Origin of the sequence: Agrobacterium vaccinii (assembly GCF_021310995.1) — a bacterium.
Lineage (GTDB): Bacteria > Pseudomonadota > Alphaproteobacteria > Rhizobiales > Rhizobiaceae > Agrobacterium > Agrobacterium vaccinii.
This window is the reverse complement of the sequence record NZ_CP054150.1, coordinates 899,164-915,116: the sequence shown is the minus strand read 5'-3', so window position 1 is coordinate 915,116 and position 15,953 is coordinate 899,164. Positions and strand designations below refer to the sequence as shown.

The following is a 15,953-nucleotide window of genomic DNA, read 5'->3' as shown; positions in this document are numbered from 1 at the left end:
GAGTATCCAATCAGTTTGCGGCAGAGGATTTCTGCCAAACGCCTTCGCGTTCCAATAGTCGTGTTGCGGCCACCTGCTCTGCGGCACGCTTGGAGCGATCAACGCCCGTTTCCGGCGCAACGCCGGGTACTTCCACCGTCACCGTGAAGCTTGGATCGTGATCCGGTCCGGTGCGGTCGTCAATCCTGTAAAGCGGGGTCACGGCAAATTTCGCGTGGGCCCACTCCTGCAATTCCGTCTTGGCGTCACGGCGACCGGCATCGATGCTGGTGGCCCGCTTCTGCCAGTATTTCATAATGAACGCCCGTGCAGCCTCAAGACCGCCATCCAGATAGATGGTCGCAATCAGGCTTTCCACCACGTCGGCGCGCACGTTGAGCATGGTCTTGCCCGTCAGCTTCTTCACATCGGCGCCGGTGCGGATAAAGGTGTGCAGACCCATCTCATCGGCAATCGCTGCGCAGGAATCGGCGCTGACCAGCTGGTTCAGGCGAACAGAAAGCTCACCCTCGGATGCCGACCGGAATGTCGAAAACAGCAGCTCGGCAACACAGAGGCCAAGGACGCGGTCGCCCAGAAACTCCAGTCGCTCGTAATTTCCAGCCTTGCCCGCATTGGCGCTCGCATGGGTCAAGGCCCGGTCAAGCCGGGCCTTTTCCTTGAACCTGTATCCGATGAGCGTTTCCAGTCGACCGATTTCTTCCATCGAAAGCGGTTTTGTCTTGCTCATTTGACAACCTTGAACAGGCGGTCCCAACGCATGTTGGCGGGCCATTCCCAAACGCGGCTGAACGGCGTGTCGTTGCCCAGCGAGAAGAAGATGACGCTTGCGCGGCCGACCAGATTTTCAGCAGGCACGAAACCGACATCGAAGCGGCTGTCGAGCGAGTTGTCGCGGTTGTCGCCCATCATAAAGTAATGGCCTTCGGGCACGATGAATTCGCGGGTGTTATCGCCACGCGAGTCCGGCGACTGGTCCAGCGTGTCGTAGGTTACGCCGTTGTCGAGTGTTTCGCGGAACACGGGCACGTTTGCACCGGGGTCGGCACGGTAATCGGAAGTGAAGACGCCATCGGCCTGCTTGGGCACGGGCTGACCATTGATCAGCAATACGCCGTTGGTGACCTGAATGCGGTCACCGGGAAGGCCGACGAGACGCTTGATGTAATCGACCTCGGGGTTCGGCGGCAGGCGGAAGACGACGACGTCGCCGCGCTTGGGTTCGCTGAACTCGAGGATACGCCCGGAAAACAGATCCGGCGAAAACGGCAGCGAATATTTCGAATAGCCGTAGGAGAATTTATTGACGAACAGATAGTCGCCCACCAGAAGCGTCGGCATCATGGAGCCGGACGGAATGGTGAAAGGCTGGAAAAGCACCGTACGGATGACCATCGCCAGGAGCAACGCCTGCACGATGACCTTGACGTTTTCCCAAAGGGCGCTCTGCTTCTTTTCAGCTTTTTCGGACACTTAGAGACCTGCCTGCTCGTTCTTCAATTTCGACGGACTTCTCTAGAACCTTTCAAGGGTAAAGGGAAGCGTTTCCATCGCGCACCACCAGGCGAAACCACCGGAAGCATCGGAATTTCGCGTTATTTGGTTACCGGCAGCGCCTCGATGATCACAAAGGCCTGCGCATAAGGGAACTCATCCGTGATCGTCAGGTGAATAACGGCTTCGTGCCCCGCTGGCAAAAGCGCCTCCAGACGGTCCGCTGCGCCATTGGTCAGGCGCATCGTCGGCTTGCCGCTCGGCAGGTTGACCACGCCCATGTCCCGCCAGAAAACGCCCTGCGCCAGCCCGGTCCCCAGCGCCTTGGAGCAAGCTTCCTTGGCGGCGAAACGCTTGGCATAGGATGCCGCACGGTTTTTGCGCCTGTCCGACTTTGCCTGCTCGACATCGGTGAAACAACGGTGGGTGAAGCGGTCGCCGAAACGCTCGATGGAGGTTTCGATACGCCTGATGTCTATGAGGTCGCTGCCCATGCCGATAATCATTCCGTCACACCCAAAATGGTTTTACGCTGCGCACTGTGCAGTGCCAGCTTGTCGTGCTGCTTCTTTCTGACACCGCTGATGATGGCGTAGACGCTGACATAGGCAACGATAGCCGAGAGAGCGGCGGGAATGAGCGCGCCGATGGTCATCGGCTCCAGCACCGGGCGCCAAAGCTGTAGGAAATTCATGTGGCTGAAAAGCGCAACGAAATCCACGTGCGACGACACGTTCTGGTCACTGCGACCGAGAATGAGGTGGCCAAGCTCCCACGTGGAAGCCCAGATCAACGGAAATGTCAGGGGATTTGCGAAGGTCGTGCCGAGAGCCGCTGCCACTAGATTGGCCCTGAAAATAAACCCGAGCGCCATGGCGATGATGATGTGGACACCGAGAAAGGGCGTCCATGCGACTGCCACGCCAATCGCCACTCCCGCCGCCACGGAATATGGGGATGCAGACAGCCGCACGAGCCTCAGCTTCAGATATCGAAGCGAACGGCGGAAACCCATGCGCGGCCACACAACGGCGCGTAATCTTTCAATGGGTCTGGCGGGTGTACGGCGACGAAACGGCATATTGCGAACTTATTGCATCGTTTCGATTACGCCAAGGGCGAAACCGCACCTCACCCAGGAGCGCATATCGAACGCGCTCCCCTACGTCACATACCGACATAGCCGGTATGCATTTTTGCATTACTTGCGGAACATGCCGCGGTCGACTTCGCGCTGGCGGAATTCCAGGTCGATACGCGATACCGAGTCGCTGAGGTAATCGAATTCACGTTCCTGCGTTGTCTTGCCACGAACAGCGCGAGCGATCTTGCGAAGGGGTCCAAACATTGTGTTTTCCTTTTCCAGTTGCATCGGCCACATCATCGGGTCTGTCCCGGCTGGCCTTTGTCTTGCTCTTGATTTCTGGAGTGAAGATAGTCCCGTTTATCGCCGGTGACTACAGACAGGACAAGGCCGCTGCCATGCAGTGAGCGCATAGCGACGGCCTTCAGGCTCAATATTTGAGCAAAACTGCCTTAATCGAAGGCACGTTTGACGGTTGAGACGCAATCCAGGTCTTTGAGCTGTGACAGAAGCTGGTTCAGCTGCCGCAGGTCCCACACCTCGATATCGAGCGCCAGTTCGGAGAAATCGGTCCCGATGCGCACCATGTTGAGGCCGCGAATGTTCACATCCAGCGTCGCGATGGATTGCGCGACCGACGCCAGCGTGCCGGGCTCGTTCAGCGCATTGATCATCACCCGCGCCATGAACCGCGACTTGTTGGCCTCATCCAGATCCCAGCGCACGTCGATCCAGCGCTCCGGCTCATCATCGAAGCGTTGCAGCGCAGGCGACTGGATCGGGTAGATGGTGATCCCCTTGCCCTTCTCCATGATGCCGACGATACGGTCACCCGGCACGGCACCGGCGGCACCGAAATGCACTTCGACATTGTCCGACAGGCCGCGAATGGGCAGCGGGTCGGGGCTTTCAAGCACTTCGGCAGCACCATCGTCTTCCAGTACCGAGCGTGATTTGCCGGGTATCTTGAAGACCATGCCGGATGCGCTGCGCATGTTGAACCAGCCGTCGTCGCCGGTCATCTTCACCGTGACGCGCTCATCCTGATAATCCGGGTAGACGGCGCGCAGCACGTCGAGCGAGGAAACCTCGCCACGGCCAACGGCGGCAATCGCATCCTCGACATCCTTCTGAGCCAGACGATGCAGCACGGGCTTGAGCCCTTCCCTCGAGAACGGCTTGCCCGCGCGCTCGAAAGTGCGCTCCAGAATACGGTAGCCGAGACCGGCATATTGCTTGCGAATGGCCATGCGGGTGGCGCGGCGAATGGCGGAGCGCGCCTTGCCGGTCACCACCACCTCCTCCCAAGCGGCAGGCGGGACCTGCACGCCAGAGCGGATGATCTCGACCTCGTCACCATTGTTGAGCCGCGTGACCAGCGGCATGATCCGCCCGTTGATCTTGGCGCCAACGGTGGTATCGCCGATATTGGTGTGCACGGCATAGGCAAAGTCGATGGGTGTCGCACCGCGCGGCAGCGCGATCAGCTTGCCCTTGGGCGTGAAGCAGAAGACCTGATCCTGGAACAGTTCGAGCTTGGTGTGCTCCAGAAACTCTTCCGGGCTGTCTCCATCTGCCAGCGCCTCGATGGTGTGGCGCAGCCACGAATAAGCATTGGATTCGGGCGACAGCACGTCGCCATCACCGATCTCGCCATCCTTGTAGAGGGAATGCGCGGCAATGCCGAATTCGGCAATCTCGTGCATGCGCTGTGTGCGGATCTGCAATTCGATACGCTGGCGCGAAGGACCGACGATAGTGGTGTGAATGGAGCGATAATCGTTCTGCTTCGGCGTCGAGATATAATCCTTGAACCGCCCCGGCACCACGCGCCAGCGCGTGTGGACGATGCCGAGGGCGCGATAGCAGGCGGGAATATCCTGCACCAGAATACGGAAGCCGTAGACGTCGGATAGCTGCTCGAAGGACAGCGACTTCGACTGCATCTTGCGAAACACCGAATGCGGCTTCTTCTGGCGACCCTTGACGTAGGCACCCTCGACGCCATTGGCGAGCAGCAGTTCGCGCAATTCGTCTTCGATCTTCTTGATGAGGCCCTGATTGTGCTCTTCGAGGTCCTGAAGGCGCTTGGTCACCGTCGCGAAGGCTTCGGGGTTCAGATAGCGGAAGGACAGGTCTTCCAGCTCGTCGCGCATGTCCTGCATGCCCATGCGTCCGGCCAGCGGCGCATAGATTTCCATCGTCTCTTCGGAAATCCGGCTGCGTTTGTCCTCCGGCATATGCTCCATCGTGCGCATATTGTGGAGCCGGTCCGCCAGCTTCACCAGGAGAACGCGCACGTCATCGGAAATCGCGAGCAGCAGCTTGCGCAGGTTTTCGGCCTGCTTGGCTTTCTTGGTAACGAGATCAAGCTTCTTGAGCTTCGTCAGCCCTTCCACGAGGCGACCGATATCTTCGCCGAACAGATCATCGATTTCCGCGCGCGTGGCGCTGGTATCTTCGATGGTGTCATGCAGCAACGCGACCGCGATGGTCGATTCGTCCAGATGCATTTCGGTGAGGATGGCCGCAACTTCAAGCGGATGCGAAATATAAGGGTCGCCGTTGGCGCGCTTCTGCTGGCCGTGCTTTTGCATGGCGTAGACATAGGCCTTGTTCAACAAGGCCTCATTGGCTTCAGGCTTGTATTTTTGAACCCGTTCGACGAGTTCGTACTGTCGCATCATGTATGGGATGCCCCGAAAAAAAAGCGCGCCGATCTGGACCGGCGCACATTGCTGCATAATCTGGGTTCAGATTATGACGACAAAGCTTTACAGAGCGTAACCGGTCCCTGCCCGGCTGCGCGTCGGCAAAATCAATAGTCGTCGTTCTTTTCCGGCGGCACAAGGCCTTCGATGCCGGCGAGAAGATCTTCTTCCGACATCTGGTCGAAGTTGACAGTCTCGGGAGCGTCGTCGTCTTCCGCGTCGCTGGAAGAACCGGCAGCCGCGATCGAAACCGGATCGGGCTCTGGCTCGTCCACTTCCACATGCTTCTGTAGCGAGTGGATCAGGTCTTCCTTCAGGTCGTCTGGCGACAGCGTTTCGTCGGCGATTTCGCGCAGCGCAACGACAGGGTTCTTGTCGTTGTCGCGATCGATGGTGATCTGCGACCCCTGCGAAATCTGGCGCGCACGGTGGCTGGCCAACAGAACCAGTTCGAAGCGGTTGTCTACTTTATCAATGCAATCTTCTACGGTGACACGGGCCATTGCCTGTCCTTTGCGGTCTTAATGTCGCGGATTACCCGTCCCGATACAGGCATTGGCCAAAGATTTCAAGTTTTTCCTGTTCCGGGCGTTTAAGAGGCGCTTTCCATGTCGAATTCAGACAATTGGATTAAAGTTTCCACATAATTTCCATGGGGGGCTGGACGGCGGAACTATGACGCTTATATGAATGCTTAATAATGTACCGTATGAAGCGCTGATATTCGCTAAGCCGATACTGTTTGAATTACTGGCGGTCGTTCGCCAAGGGAGGATTTTGTTTCAATGTTTGATCCACGCGAAAAAATTGCGCTCTTTATCGATGGCGCCAACCTTTACGCCGCATCCAAAAGCCTCGGTTTCGATATCGATTATCGCAAACTTTTGAAGGCATTTCAGAAGCGCGGCTACCTCTTGCGCGCCTATTATTACACTGCGCTGATCGAAGATCAGGAATATTCCTCGATTCGCCCGTTGATCGACTGGTTGGACTATAATGGTTACAAGGTCGTGACGAAGCCCGCCAAGGAATTCACCGATGCGATGGGCCGCCGCAAAATCAAGGGCAACATGGATATCGAACTGGCCGTCGATGCAATGGAACAGTCCGAGACCGTCGATCACCTCGTTCTCTTCTCCGGCGATGGCGATTTCACCACGCTGGTCGATGCGCTTCAGCGCCGTGGCCGCAAGGTGTCCGTCATCTCCACCATGTCTACGCAGCCTCCGATGATTGCAGACGACCTGCGCCGTCAGGCCGACCACTTCATCGACCTTCTGTCCTTGAAGGCAGAAATCGGTCGCGATCCGAGCGAGCGTGCGCACCGTGTCGTCGAGAATACCGAATCGGTCGAGTAAACCGTTACATCACCGTCTGAAACTTGAACGCGAGGCCCTCTAAGGCTTCGCGTTTTGCTTTGTGGTTCGACGTTATTATATAAGCAATCTTGAAAACTTAGCACTTCATTAAGTATAAAAGTATTCATTACGCCTGGACTAGACGCGGTGGGGATCGCGTTTCGAAAATCAGGGGTTACGACATGAGTGGACAACAGGCCGGACATCAACTTTCGGAAAGGCTTGCGTTTTTGGGTCTTGGCCCGGAGCAAAAGAAAAACCTGGCTGCGTTGAAGCCTGCTATCGTCGCCTCGCTGAGCGGCTCACTGGACGATTTCTACACCAAAGCCCGCGCCGTTCCCGACACCGCGAAATTCTTCGCCAACGAAGCGCATATCCAGCACGCCAAATCCATGCAGATCAAGCACTGGTCGCGCATCGCATCCGCCTCGTTCGACAGCGAATACACCACCGCCGTTACCGCGATTGGTCGCACCCATGCACGCCTCGGTCTTGAGCCGCGCTGGTATATCGGCGGCTACGCGCTTATTCTCGAAGGCATTATCAAGGCCGTCGTAGACGCGCAGCTCAAAGGCTTCATGTTCGAAAAGAAGGGCAAGCAGGTCGCAAAAGACATCACCGTTGCGGTCAAGGCTGCACTTCTCGACATGGATTATTCGATCTCGGTCTATCTGGAAGCCCTTGCTGAAGAGCGCGCTGCATCCGAATTGGAACAGCAGCGCATGAAGCAGGAGCAGCAACAGGTCCTGTCTCTTTTGAACACGGCGCTAAACCACATGGCGCAGGGCGACCTGACTTCACGCATGGACGGCGATCTTGCGGCGCAATTCGATGGTCTGAAGACCAATTTCAACACCGCCCTTGCCAAGCTGTCCGGTGCCTTCTCCGAAATCGTTGAGGAATCACACAAGATTTCGGCCAACACGCGAGAGCTGACGTCTTCCACCGATGACATGGCGCGCCGCACCGAGCAGCAGGCGGCGTCTCTGGAGCAGACCGCCGCAGCACTTGAGCAGATCACAACCATCTCCAGACAGTCCGCGCAGCGCACCGAGCAGGCGCAGGATATCGTGAAAAGCTCTGCAGAGGAGGCCGCGCGCTCCCGCCACATCGTGACGGAAGCCGTGGAAGCCATGAGTGCCATCGAGCACTCCTCGCAGAAAATCACCCAGATCGTCAGCGTTATCGATGAAATCGCCTTCCAGACCAATCTTCTCGCACTGAATGCAGGCGTTGAAGCCGCACGTGCCGGTGAAGCGGGCAAGGGCTTCGCTGTGGTCGCGCAGGAAGTGCGCGAACTCGCCCAGCGTTCCGCAAATGCTGCCAAGGAAATCCGTGTCCTGATCGACAAGTCCTCGCAGGATGTCGCAAACGGCGTCTCGCTGGTCAGCCGCACGGGTGAAGCGCTCAATTCCATCGGCGGCAAGGTGGACCATATTCAGGACCACATCGGCGCCATCACCCAGGCGGTGCAGGAGCAGGCTATGGGCATTCAGGAAATTAATTCCGCCATTGCCAGCATGGATCAATTGACCCAGCAGAACGCCGCCATGGTGGAAGAAACCAACGCCGCAACGCATGGTCTGAGCGACATCAGCAGCAATCTCGCAGCCCTCGTCAGCCGGTTCAACGTGCAGAAATCCATGCGCCACCAGCAGGCGGTCTACCGCGCCGCATAGCCCTACAGGCCTTGCCCGGGAACGGAAAAACGCCGATGCGGTTGTGGACACCGCACCGGCGTTTTTTTTGTTCCGAATGCGAGATCATCAACATGACGATACGACCCCAATCAATTGATTGAGCACATTCTTTTTTTCTTATGCGATTGGATTAAACTATTGTATCAAATGAGCCGAACGATCGGCTGCTTCGGGCCGGCACGTCAGTGATGGCTCCAATTTTCAAAGGCCCATGGAAGGTATCTCGTCCAAAGAACAGCGCCGCTTGGCCGCACTCGATAGCTACAATGTTCTTGATACACCGCGAGAGCAGGATTTCGACGACCTCGCGTTACTGGCCTCCACCATTTGCGACACGCCGATCGCAGTCGTAAACCTCATTGGCGATGGCAGGCAGTTCTTCAAGGCCGAGGTTGGTCTGGGCGTTCGCGAAACACCGCTGGATACGTCGTTTTGCGCCCGTGCGATTCTCGAAGACGATTTTCTGGTCATTCCCGATGCGACTCGCGATCCGCGCTTCCAGACCAATCCGCTGGTCACCGGCGAGCCCCATATCCGTTTTTACGCCGGTGCGCTTCTGAAGTCTGATGACGGGCTTCCAATCGGCACCATTTGCGTTCTGGGCCATGAGCCGAAAGCCATTACCGACGCCCAGCAGAATGCGTTGAAAGCGCTGGCGCGGCAGGTCATGTCGCACCTAGAGCTGCGCCGCACCCTCCAAAGCGCGACGTATGATCTCGCGCTGGAGCGTCGCCTTTCCGCAAAGCGCCAGCTGCGCGTCAGCAAGGTGGGTGCCAAGAACGAGGAGTTGCGGGTCAACCACGAACGCTCCAAGGCGGCCCATGATGCGGGCCAGATCGGTATTTTTGAAATAGATATCGAAACGAACGAAGCTATCGTTTCCGAAGAGTTCTGCCGCATTTTTGGTGTGCCGGAACAGCCGAGCTACGATTCGTCCGTTTTCGAAAAGCTCGTTGTCGATACAGACCGCAAAACCGCGTCAGAAGCCGCAAGCCGGATATCGGCGACAGCGCAGCTCAGCGTCGAATATCGTATTCGTCGTGGCAGCGACCAGCGTGTTCGCTGGGTTGCGCGGCGCGCGCAGTTCATTCTGGATGACCGCGGAATACCGGTGAAGATGATCGGCGTCATCATCGACATCACCGATTCCAAGCGCAAGGATGCCCGCATCGCCGCCCTGTTGACGCTGGGTGACAGATTGCGCGCGGGCAAGACTGTTCAGGACATATCGCGCATCGCGTCTGAAATTCTGGCGGAAGGCCTTGCCGTCAACCGCTCCGGTTACGCAACCGTCAATTCGGCGACCGATAGCTTGTTCGTGGAGTTCAACTGGCTTGCCGCCGAGGCGCAATCCATTGCCGGACATCACAAACTCACCGATTTTCAGGCAACGATGAAGCGCCTTGAAATCGGCGATACGCTGGCCGTACCCAACATCAACGCCGCCAGCTGGCTGGATAGCGATGCGTCCGGCTATGCGGAGATGGGCGTTCGCTCCTTCGTCAAGGTGCCGATCATCGACCGTGGCGCTCTCGTCGGCATCCTCTTCGCGCATGATGCCAAGCCCCGTTTCTGGAGCAAGCTGGAACTCGATTTTGCCTGGGGCGTCGCTGACCGCGCCTACGCCGCGATTGCAAGGCTGAATGCCGAGTCGGAGCAACGCATCCTCAATCAGGAACTCAGCCATCGCCTGAAAAACACGCTGTCCATCGTCCAGGCCATTGCCGCCCAAACCCTGCGCAACGTCACGGAAAAGGACGCCGTCGCCGCCTTCAACGGTCGGCTTCAGGCTCTCAGCTCCGCGCATAACGTGCTGCTCCAGCAATCCTGGTCGACGGCGCGCCTGCGCGAAGTCATCGGCAGGGTCATGCATCTCCACGCCGGAGACGGCAAAGTCGTCATGTCGGGCCCGGAAGTTCCGCTCGGCCCCAAGGCCGGACTGTCGCTGTCACTCCTGCTGCACGAACTCGGCACCAACGCCACCAAATACGGCGCGCTCTCGACCGATGCCGGTCTTGTCGACATCAGCTGGCACGTCTCGGATGATTCCGAAAAGCCGATCCTGACCTTGAAATGGGAAGAAAAAGGCGGCCCGCCCGCATCCGAGCCCGAACGCCGAGGCTTTGGCTCCCGCCTCATCCGCATGGGTATTGCCGGAACAGGTGATGTGGAGAAAAACTTCCTGCCAAGCGGCCTGATCGCGACGTTCCGTGCACCCTTGTCACTGGTCATGGAACTGGGCGAGTAGGCTGAAGGCTTAGTGCGGATGCCTATGGCTGCTATGACAAAGGCTTAACATCAGTCAGAGAGCGTACGCGGCCAGCGTGAGTAAACGCCACCCTATCAGGCAGCGCCACCCTTCATCAAACGCGATTTCTGGCGGTTCCAGTCGCGTTCTTTTTCCGTCTCGCGCTTGTCGTGCAGCTTCTTACCCTTGGCCAGCGCCAGCTCCAACTTTGCGCGGCCCTTGTCGTTGAAGTAGATTTTCAACGGCACCAGCGTCATGCCTTCGCGGTTGATGCCCACGCGCATGCGATGGATTTCGCGCTTGGACAGCAGCAGCTTGCGGCGACGGCGCGGCTCGTGGTTGAAACGATTGGCCTGAAGATATTCCGGCAGATGCGAATTGATCAGCCATATCTCATTACCTTCATCCGAGGCGTAGGATTCGGCGATATTCGCCTTGCCATCGCGTAAGGATTTGACCTCAGTGCCCGTCAGAACAATGCCAGCCTCGTAGGTATCGAGGATTTCATAATTGAAGCGGGCCTTGCGGTTTTCCGCAACGACCTTGTTCACCACGCGCTGACTGCCTTTAGGGGCCATTTCTCAATCCGTCTTTTATTCGTCCGCAATGATCTGCGGTTCGGCCCCTATGTAGTGGCTAAGGCGCCGAAAGTGAAGGTGCGCCGTTGCCAGCGCACCTCGGGTTCATATCAATTGAACAGGCCCGCATGTTTCAACGCGGCATCGATGGCCGCTTCCGTCGCAGGCTCCAGCGTATCCATCAACGGCGAGCGCACCTTGCGGCTGACGTTGCGGCGGCGCGCCAGCGCGTATTTCGTGCCGCAAACACCGGGCTCCATGAAGATCGCCTTGTGCAACGGCATCAGGCGATCCTGATACTCCAGCGCCAGCGCATAGTTTCCGGCCAGCATGGCCGCCTGAAACTCCGCACAGAGGCGCGGCGCAACGTTTGCCGTCACCGAAATGCAGCCGACGCCGCCATGGGCGTTGAAGCCCAGTGCCGTGCCGTCTTCACCCGAAAGCTGGATGAAATCCGGGCCGCAGGTGATGCGCTGTTCCGAAACGCGGTCAAGCTTGCCGGTGGCGTCTTTTACACCAACGATGTTCTTGTGCGCCTTGACCAGCGCACCCATCGTTTCCGGCGTCATATCGATGACCGAACGCGGTGGGATGTTGTAGATCACGATGGGCAGCGTCACGGCCTCGGCGATTGCCGAGAAATGCGCGAACAGGCCCTTCTGCGTCGGCTTGTTATAATAAGGCGTAACGACCAGCAGTGCGTCCGCGCCCACTTCCTGCGCATGCAGGCCAAGCTCTATCGCTTCGTGGGTGTTGTTGGAGCCTGCACCGGCAATGACCGGAACCCGTTTACCCGCCGTTTCCACGCACAGTTCAACGACCCGTTTGTGCTCGTCGTGGGACAAGGTGGGGGATTCCCCGGTTGTCCCGACGGGCACGAGGCCGCTGCTGCCTTCGGCAATCTGCCACTCCACATGGGCGGCAAACGCCGTTTCGTCTACCGCGCCTTGGTCGGTAAACGGCGTAATGAGGGCGGGAATGGATCCCTTGAACATGCAATACTCCTTGCGGTGAGCCAGTCCATGCTTCAGCCGCATTCCATGATTAAAACGATGTCACATTAAAGCGGGCCTAAGCTACCGACAAGCTGTTAACGACGCCTTTTGATGCGCGAAACACAAATAGTTTCATGGTTCACAGCATCCACAGCACCGCACCTGCCGATGATGTTGCAGACCCCCGTTCACGCCGTTTGTGACCGAAATTTGATCATAAGCGGTAGTCGGGATTAAGGTTCTGTTAATGCTGAAAGCAGCTAATGGAGGCATGACACCTGCAAGACACAGAGCCGCAAAACCAGACAGCCCTTTCCAGGTCGTGCGCCCGGCAAAACCCGGCGTTGCGGCCAAGCGGCGGTCCAAAGTCGCGAGTGAACGCATGAAGAAAGCAGCTTTAGGCCTGGCCATGGCAGGCCTTGCGGCAACAGTCTGGGGTGCGTGGGCCGGGCCCGCGACCGAAAGCGCCATCGTCCCCCTGCCCTATGTCAAACCCAATTCACCGGCGACCCCCGCATTCATGCCTGCGACGCCCGAAATCACCGGCTCGATCATGCGGCCGAATGCGCCGCTCGACGTCTCCGATCTGAAAGCCGGGCTTGACGCGCTGTCCAGCCGGGATGCCCTGCGCGCCATCGCCATTCGCAACTCCCTGCCCGCGACGGCTCTCGACCGGCATATCCTGACATGGGCGATTGCCATTTCCGGCCAGAAGGACGTCTCCTCCGCCGAGATTGCCACCGCGCAGACCGAACTCAAGGGTTGGCCGGGCACCGCCACATTCCGCGCCAATGCCGAGCGCGCCATGCTGCGCGAAAGTCCGCCAGCGGCACAGCTCATCGCCTATTTCGCCAACGGCGCGCCCGAAACGCCGGAGGGCACGATCGCCCTTGCGCATGCGCAGAACACCAGCGGCAATACGGCCCGGGCGCAAAAGCTCATCCAGACATTATGGGTCAGCGAAGGCATGGACACGGCGCTGGAAGACCGCGTCATCGATGAATTTCCCGGTTTTCTCTCTGCTGCCGATCACAAGGCGCGGATGGATTATCTGATGTATCGCAGCCGCGTCAGCCAGGCGAAACGCTTTGGTGATCTCGGCAAGGCGCAGCCACTCTACGCCGCCTGGGCCGCCGTGTTGCAACGCGCCAAAAACGCGCCTGCCGCACTCGCCGCCGTGACCGGCCCTGCCCGCAACGATCCCGCCTATCTCTTCGCCCGCATCGAAAACCTGCGCCATCAGCAGAAATACGCCGATGCCGCAGCGCTTTTGGCGCAAGCGCCAACGGATCAGGCAAAGCTCGTCAATCCCGGTGAGTGGTGGAACGAGCGCCGCATCATCGCGCGCGGACTGGCAGACCTCGGCGATTTCCGCCAGGCCTACACGATTGTCGCCAACCACGCCGCGACGTCAGCAGTGGATATTGCCGATGCGGAATTCCATGCGGGCTGGTACGCGCTGCGCGCGCTACAAGACCCCACCGATGCTGCAAAACATTTCAACCGACTGCTTGAGACATCGAACCGACCCCTTTCCGCGTCGCGCGCCTATTACTGGCTGGGCCGCACCGCCGAAGCTGGCGGACCGGGCAATGCCCGCGAGTTCTTCACCAAGGCCGCCGCCCATCCCGGCACATTCTATGGCCAGCTTGCCGCAGCGCGAATCGGTACGACCACGATCAACGTGACCTACCCTTCCCCAAGCGACAACGACCGCCAGCACTTTGCCGAGCGTGAAGCCGTGCGCGCCATCGAAAGACTTGAGGCCGCAGGCTATAGCTGGCGTGCCGATAGCCTCTATCGCGCCTTGGCCGAGCAGATGGACAGCCCCGGCGAATTGGCCATCCTCGCTTCGCGCGCGGAAAAGAACAACAACCATCAGGTCTCGCTTCAGATCGGCAAAACGGCCTTCAGTCGCGGCATCGATGCCGCAGCGCTCGCCTACCCGATCGGCGTCATTCCCGGCACGGCCAACATCTCCGGCTCCGGCATGGCACTGGCCTATGCGATTGCGCGCCAGGAAAGCGCCTTCAACCCCGCAGCCGTCTCGCCTGCAAATGCGCGCGGCCTCTTACAACTTCTGCCCGGCACCGCCAAAGGCGTCGCCAGCCGACACGGCATGGATTTCACCCAAGCGAAACTCACCACCGATGCAGGCTACAACGCCACACTTGGTGCTCACTACCTCGGCGAACAGATCGACAGCTTCGGCGGCTCCTACATCCTGACCTTCGTCGCCTATAATGCCGGCCCCAAACGCGTCCCCGAATGGATCAGCCGCTACGGCGACCCCCGCGGCAAACCCATCGACGACGTTGTCGACTGGATCGAACGCATCCCCTTCCCCGAGACACGCAACTATGTGCAGCGGGTGATGGAAAATTATCAGGTGTATAAGACAAGGCTGGGTCAGAAAGCGGACATTGTCAGCGACCTACGCAATGGCCGTTCAGGATAACACTCTCACAATATAACCGGACCATCCAAAGCGCCGAGCGATCGGCGCTTTTTTGTATTCACTACTGACAACCGTCTCAGAACCTCCAGCAACCCCACCCAGTTGCCTCACCGCAAAACGAAAAAGCCCGGCTCGAGAGCCGGGCTTTCCATCACTGACCGAAGTCAGATCAGATTAGAAGTCGCGCTGAAGGCGAACGAAGCCAGTGACCTGATCGTCAGCACCGTCACGGTCAACGTAGTTAGCAGTAACCTTGCTGGTCAGGCCGTCGGTGATCTTGTAATCAACCGTCACGCCAGCGCGCCACTCGTCGTTGCTCGTCCAGTCATTCGTTGCGTAGTAAGCAGTGTTGTCGTTTTCAAGACCAAGGAAACCAAGGCCTGTAAGATCAGAACCGCTTGCCTTAGCAGCCACGTTACCAGAGTACTGGAAAGCAGGCGTAATCGTCAGCTTGTCAGTTGCCTTGATAGCGTATTCGATCGCAGCAGCCCACTCAGATTCTGCGTAGTAAGCGTTTACGCCAGAAGCCCATACACCGGCGACGCCGAGCGTACCTGGACCGATGTCAGCAAACATCATAGCGCGGACAGCGCCTTCTTCCTGATCGACGTCATACGAGCCGATAACCTGAAGAGTAGCTGCGCCAAACTTTGCGCCAACGCCAGCGGTGATACCAACGTTGTTGTCAGCTTCGAGTGTGTAGCCATTAACAGTTGTTGGATCTACGAAAAGGAAGCTGCTGTTCTTGCCTTCGAGTTCGTCAACCGAAACGCCAGCCCAGAACGAGCCTGCGTCGTATGTGTAACGGATAGAGTTGAAGAGCGTGTTGGTGGACAGAACGTCTGTTTCACCGGAAAGATCGTCATCCCACCAGCTATAGAACTTACCAACCTTAAGGCCGCCGAGCTCGATAAACGCCTGCTGAATGTTCAAACCAGCAGAATCAGCATTATCAGCATCGCCACGGAATTCGATGAAGCCACGAACAGCACCGAGTTCGGTGTCTGTCTTGGTGTCAACGTTGAACTGAGCGCGTGTGAAAGAATCCCAGTCAGAAGTGCCAGATTCATCACGACCGAAGTCAGTCTGGAAACGGATGTAACCAGAGAACTTCAAGCATGTCTCTGTACCAGGAATGTAGAAGAAACCTGTGCCGAAAGCGTCGCAAACGCGAACGTATTCCATTGGCTCAGGCTCAGCAGCGACGATAGCGTCAGCAGCCTGGGCGCCGGATACTGCTGCGAGAGCCGCAGCGGAGCCGATCAAAAGGCTCTTAATGTTCATGGTGACCTCCAAGTCAAATGATAAAAAACAGCGGGTGGGAACG

The 15,953-nt window shown here is 58.1% G+C and carries 14 protein-coding genes; 4 read left to right on the top strand and 10 right to left on the bottom strand.

The window, feature by feature from the left end; all coding sequences use genetic code 11:
• Positions 1 to 10 precede the first annotated feature (10 nt).
• The 7 genes from rnc to rpoZ all read right to left on the bottom strand — a co-directional run bounded on the left by rnc (position 11) and on the right by rpoZ (position 5,792).
• Positions 11 to 730, bottom strand: a complete 720-nt coding sequence (gene rnc / locus HRR99_RS04630; protein ID WP_111841616.1) for a ribonuclease III — start codon at positions 728 to 730, stop codon at positions 11 to 13.
• A complete protein-coding gene (gene lepB / locus HRR99_RS04625) occupies positions 727 to 1,473 on the bottom strand; it encodes a signal peptidase I (protein WP_111841615.1) in 747 nt (248 codons plus the stop codon). The genes rnc and lepB overlap by 4 nt, the downstream gene beginning before the upstream one ends.
• Positions 1,474 to 1,595: 122 nt before the next feature.
• Positions 1,596 to 2,000 (bottom strand): holo-ACP synthase, encoded by a 405-nt coding sequence (acpS, locus tag HRR99_RS04620; RefSeq protein WP_111841614.1) that lies wholly within the window; start codon positions 1,998 to 2,000, stop codon positions 1,596 to 1,598.
• Positions 1,997 to 2,575 (bottom strand): DUF2062 domain-containing protein, encoded by a 579-nt coding sequence (locus HRR99_RS04615; RefSeq protein ID WP_422387290.1) that lies wholly within the window; start codon positions 2,573 to 2,575, stop codon positions 1,997 to 1,999. Before HRR99_RS04615 ends, acpS begins: the two co-directional genes overlap by 4 nt.
• Positions 2,576 to 2,695: 120 nt before the next feature.
• Positions 2,696 to 2,842 (bottom strand): DUF3563 domain-containing protein, encoded by a 147-nt coding sequence (locus HRR99_RS04610; protein WP_077106133.1) that lies wholly within the window; start codon positions 2,840 to 2,842, stop codon positions 2,696 to 2,698.
• Positions 2,843 to 3,030: 188 nt separating this feature from the next.
• The gene (locus tag HRR99_RS04605) at positions 3,031 to 5,265 is read right to left on the bottom strand and encodes a RelA/SpoT family protein (protein WP_111841653.1); all 2,235 of its coding nucleotides are present in this window, start codon (positions 5,263 to 5,265) and stop codon (positions 3,031 to 3,033) included.
• Between the two features lie 131 nt (positions 5,266 to 5,396).
• Positions 5,397 to 5,792 carry a DNA-directed RNA polymerase subunit omega gene (rpoZ, locus tag HRR99_RS04600; protein ID WP_111841612.1) on the bottom strand — a complete coding sequence of 132 codons (396 nt, stop codon included), beginning with the start codon at positions 5,790 to 5,792 and terminating at the stop codon, positions 5,397 to 5,399.
• A gap of 282 nt (positions 5,793 to 6,074) precedes the next feature.
• On the opposite strand from rpoZ, the gene HRR99_RS04595 reads away from it, so the two are divergent.
• The 3 genes from HRR99_RS04595 to HRR99_RS04585 all read left to right on the top strand — a co-directional run bounded on the left by HRR99_RS04595 (position 6,075) and on the right by HRR99_RS04585 (position 10,595).
• Positions 6,075 to 6,647: a LabA-like NYN domain-containing protein gene (locus HRR99_RS04595; protein WP_062452507.1), complete on the top strand. Its 573-nt coding sequence runs from the start codon at positions 6,075 to 6,077 to the stop codon at positions 6,645 to 6,647.
• A gap of 182 nt (positions 6,648 to 6,829) precedes the next feature.
• Entirely contained in the window at positions 6,830 to 8,326 is a 1,497-nt protein-coding gene (locus HRR99_RS04590; protein WP_233122947.1) for a methyl-accepting chemotaxis protein, read from the top strand.
• 232 nt (positions 8,327 to 8,558) lie between these two features.
• Positions 8,559 to 10,595: an HWE histidine kinase domain-containing protein gene (locus HRR99_RS04585; RefSeq protein WP_233122946.1), complete on the top strand. Its 2,037-nt coding sequence runs from the start codon at positions 8,559 to 8,561 to the stop codon at positions 10,593 to 10,595.
• Positions 10,596 to 10,690: 95 nt separating this feature from the next.
• Here the strand turns inward: HRR99_RS04585 and smpB are convergent, their stop codons facing one another.
• Complete coding sequence (gene smpB / locus HRR99_RS04580; protein ID WP_111841609.1) at positions 10,691 to 11,173, bottom strand: SsrA-binding protein SmpB; 483 nt, start codon at positions 11,171 to 11,173, stop codon at positions 10,691 to 10,693.
• 110 nt (positions 11,174 to 11,283) lie between these two features.
• The gene (dapA, locus tag HRR99_RS04575) at positions 11,284 to 12,168 is read right to left on the bottom strand and encodes a 4-hydroxy-tetrahydrodipicolinate synthase (protein WP_233122945.1); all 885 of its coding nucleotides are present in this window, start codon (positions 12,166 to 12,168) and stop codon (positions 11,284 to 11,286) included.
• 382 nt (positions 12,169 to 12,550) lie between these two features.
• Between dapA and HRR99_RS04570 the strand changes: the two genes are divergently transcribed.
• Positions 12,551 to 14,626 (top strand): lytic transglycosylase domain-containing protein, encoded by a 2,076-nt coding sequence (locus HRR99_RS04570; RefSeq protein WP_233123417.1) that lies wholly within the window; start codon positions 12,551 to 12,553, stop codon positions 14,624 to 14,626.
• Between the two features lie 174 nt (positions 14,627 to 14,800).
• Here HRR99_RS04570 and HRR99_RS04565 read toward each other — a convergent pair whose 3' ends face one another.
• Positions 14,801 to 15,910 carry a porin gene (locus tag HRR99_RS04565; RefSeq protein WP_233122944.1) on the bottom strand — a complete coding sequence of 370 codons (1,110 nt, stop codon included), beginning with the start codon at positions 15,908 to 15,910 and terminating at the stop codon, positions 14,801 to 14,803.
• Between the last annotated feature and the right edge of the window lie 43 nt (positions 15,911 to 15,953).

Excerpts from the sequence above, each read along its gene's own strand:
- rnc (WP_111841616.1), bottom strand. The coding sequence starts at position 730 with ATGAGCAAGACAAAACCGCTTTCGATGGAAGAAATCGGTCGACTGGAA.
- acpS (WP_111841614.1), bottom strand. The coding sequence starts at position 2,000 with ATGATTATCGGCATGGGCAGCGACCTCATAGACATCAGGCGTATCGAA.
- HRR99_RS04615 (WP_422387290.1), bottom strand. The coding sequence starts at position 2,575 with ATGCCGTTTCGTCGCCGTACACCCGCCAGACCCATTGAAAGATTACGC.
- HRR99_RS04610 (WP_077106133.1), bottom strand. The coding sequence starts at position 2,842 with ATGTTTGGACCCCTTCGCAAGATCGCTCGCGCTGTTCGTGGCAAGACA.
- HRR99_RS04605 (WP_111841653.1), bottom strand. The coding sequence starts at position 5,265 with ATGATGCGACAGTACGAACTCGTCGAACGGGTTCAAAAATACAAGCCT.
- rpoZ (WP_111841612.1), bottom strand. The coding sequence starts at position 5,792 with ATGGCCCGTGTCACCGTAGAAGATTGCATTGATAAAGTAGACAACCGC.
- HRR99_RS04595 (WP_062452507.1), top strand. The coding sequence starts at position 6,075 with ATGTTTGATCCACGCGAAAAAATTGCGCTCTTTATCGATGGCGCCAAC.
- HRR99_RS04590 (WP_233122947.1), top strand. The coding sequence starts at position 6,830 with ATGAGTGGACAACAGGCCGGACATCAACTTTCGGAAAGGCTTGCGTTT.
- HRR99_RS04585 (WP_233122946.1), top strand. The coding sequence starts at position 8,559 with ATGGAAGGTATCTCGTCCAAAGAACAGCGCCGCTTGGCCGCACTCGAT.
- smpB (WP_111841609.1), bottom strand. The coding sequence starts at position 11,173 with ATGGCCCCTAAAGGCAGTCAGCGCGTGGTGAACAAGGTCGTTGCGGAA.
- dapA (WP_233122945.1), bottom strand. The coding sequence starts at position 12,168 with ATGTTCAAGGGATCCATTCCCGCCCTCATTACGCCGTTTACCGACCAA.
- HRR99_RS04570 (WP_233123417.1), top strand. The coding sequence starts at position 12,551 with ATGAAGAAAGCAGCTTTAGGCCTGGCCATGGCAGGCCTTGCGGCAACA.
- HRR99_RS04565 (WP_233122944.1), bottom strand. The coding sequence starts at position 15,910 with ATGAACATTAAGAGCCTTTTGATCGGCTCCGCTGCGGCTCTCGCAGCA.